The organism is Stenotrophomonas sp. 278, from assembly GCF_003935715.1.
Lineage (GTDB): Bacteria > Pseudomonadota > Gammaproteobacteria > Xanthomonadales > Xanthomonadaceae > Stenotrophomonas > Stenotrophomonas maltophilia_AH.
The window spans coordinates 1-2,105 of record NZ_RHPP01000270.1; the positions used below are offsets into that span (position 1 = coordinate 1).

General features: G+C 66.5%; 3 protein-coding genes. All 3 read right to left on the reverse strand.

All coding sequences use genetic code 11. The features are described 5' to 3' along the window. Positions 1-315 (reverse strand): biotin/lipoyl-containing protein (locus EGJ34_RS21510; RefSeq protein WP_312023050.1); only part of this gene is annotated, 315 nt, incomplete at its 3' end. A gap of 17 nt (positions 316-332) precedes the next feature. Then, the gene (locus tag EGJ34_RS21515; RefSeq protein WP_125362426.1) at positions 333-953 is read right to left on the reverse strand and encodes a hypothetical protein; all 621 of its coding nucleotides are present in this window, start codon (positions 951-953) and stop codon (positions 333-335) included. Positions 954-1,021: 68 nt separating this feature from the next. Continuing rightward, positions 1,022-2,105, reverse strand: a 1,084-nt coding sequence (gene aceF, locus EGJ34_RS21520; protein ID WP_125362425.1) for a dihydrolipoyllysine-residue acetyltransferase, incomplete at its 5' end; no start/stop codon positions are given.

Here is a 2,105-nt window from a genome sequence, read left to right on the forward strand (position 1 = left end):
GTGCGACGGGGTCACCGGCGGCTTGCTGGCCGGCGCGGCGGCCTTGGGTGCTTCGGCGGCCGGAGCAGCGGCAGCGCCTTCAGCTTCCAGCACCACCACCACGTCGCCTTCAGACAGCGTGTCGCCCAGCTTGACCTTCAGTTCCTTGACCACACCGGCGGCCGAGGACGGCACTTCCAGCGTGGCCTTGTCCGACTCCAGCGTGACCAGGCCCTGGTCCTTCTTGACCGTGTCGCCCACGGCAACCAGCAGCTCGATGACCGGCACGTCGCTGTAATCGCCGATGTCGGGAACCTTGATTTCAATAGTGGCCATTGTTGTTCTCCTGGTGCTCAGCCGGCCTTGCCGGCGAGCAGTTCCTGCAGTTCGTCGAGCGACTCGTCCAGATCCTGCCAGCGACGGTCGAGCTTCTTTTCCTTGGTGTCGCTGGCTTCAATCAGCAGCGCCACCTGTTTCATCATCAGCTTGCCGGCCCCGCACTCCCAGGGCGAGCCGCTGTAGCGCTGGCCATCGACCTGGAACGACACCACCCCGCCGTCGCTGACCGGAGCCTTGCGCTCGGCCGGCACGGCAGAATCCAGCGCCGCACGCCAGCTTTTGACCAGGCGCTGCGCCAGTGCGGCCGGGATGCTGACCTGGTACTGGTCTGGCTCCTGGTCCACGCGCAGTTCAAGTCCGCCACTGCGGGCGTTGTTGTTCCAGTTGTAGACGCGCTTGTCGGCCTTGCTGTAACGCAGGGTCCATTCCTGTTCCTGGGTGCCGGGCAGCAGCGCCACACCGGTTTCCACGCCGCTCTTGGGCAGGGTGACCAGCGACAGCATCGGCCGGGCCTGGCCTTCGAACAGGGTTTCCACGGCTTGGCCATAGTTGCCCACCGCCGGCGGCCAGCCATGGCCGATGTCGGTGGTGCATGCAGCAGAAGCGCCACCTGCAGCAAGCAGGCCCAGCAACATCACCACGTAGAGCGGGGCTCTGCCCCGCTGGAGCCGGGCAGAGCCCGGCTCTACATGTCGGGCCTGCCTCACAGCAGCACGCGCCGCATGTCGGCCAGCACCTGCGACAGGTAGGTGGTGAAGCGTGCGGCCAGCGCACCGTCGATGACGCGATGGTCGTAGCTCAGCGACAGCGGCAGCATCAGCTTGGGTTCGAATTCCTTGCCGTTCCAGACCGGCTGCATCGACGACTTGGACACGCCCAGGATGGCCACTTCCGGCGCATTCACGATCGGGGTGAACGCCGTGCCGCCAATGCCGCCCAGCGAGCTGATCGAGAAGCAGCCGCCGCTCATGTCCGCCGGACCCAGCTTGCCGTCGCGCGCCTTCTTGGCCAGTTCGCCGGTTTCCTGCGCGATCTGCACCACACCCTTCTTGTCCACGTCGCGGATCACCGGCACGACCAGGCCGTTCGGGGTGTCCGCGGCGAAGCCGATGTTGAAGTACTTCTTCAGGGTGAGGTTCTCGCCGGCCGCATCAAGCGAGGCGTTGAACTCGGGGAACTTCTTCAGTGCCGCGGCGCTGGCCTTGATCAGGAAGGCGAGCATGGTCAGCTTGATGCCGGCCTTCTCGTTTTCCTTGTTGAGGGCCACGCGCAGGGCTTCCAGGTCGCTGATGTCGGCCTGTTCGAACTGGGTGACGTGCGGAATCATGGCCCAGTTGCGGGCCAGATTGGCACCGGAGATCTTCTTGATCCGCGACAGCGGCTGGGTTTCCACTTCGCCGAACTTGCTGAAGTCGACCTTCGGCCACGGCAGCAGGTTGAGCCCACCACCGGCGGCAACCGGACCGGCACCGGTGGCTGCGCCACCGCCGGTCAGCACCGACTTGACGAACTTCTGCACGTCGGACTTGGTGATGCGACCGCCCTTTTCAGTGCCGGTCAGCTGGTTCAGGTCCACGCCGAGCTCACGCGCGAACACGCGCACTGCCGGAGTGGCATACGGCACCTTGGAGGGCAGCACGCTGTCGGCGTTGAACTGCACCGGCGGGGTGCTCGGGGTACCGGCCGACGGCGCGGTGGCGATCTCGCGCGCGGCCAGCTTGTCCGGCTGGGCCGGAACGGCCACCGGCTCGACCTTGGTCGCGGTCTCGGCGGCAGCCGGCGCGGCC

What these genes read in the sequence shown, in the direction of transcription:
- EGJ34_RS21515 (WP_125362426.1), bottom strand. Translation starts at nt 953, where the DNA reads ATGTTGCTGGGCCTGCTTGCTGCAGGTGGCGCTTCTGCTGCATGCACC.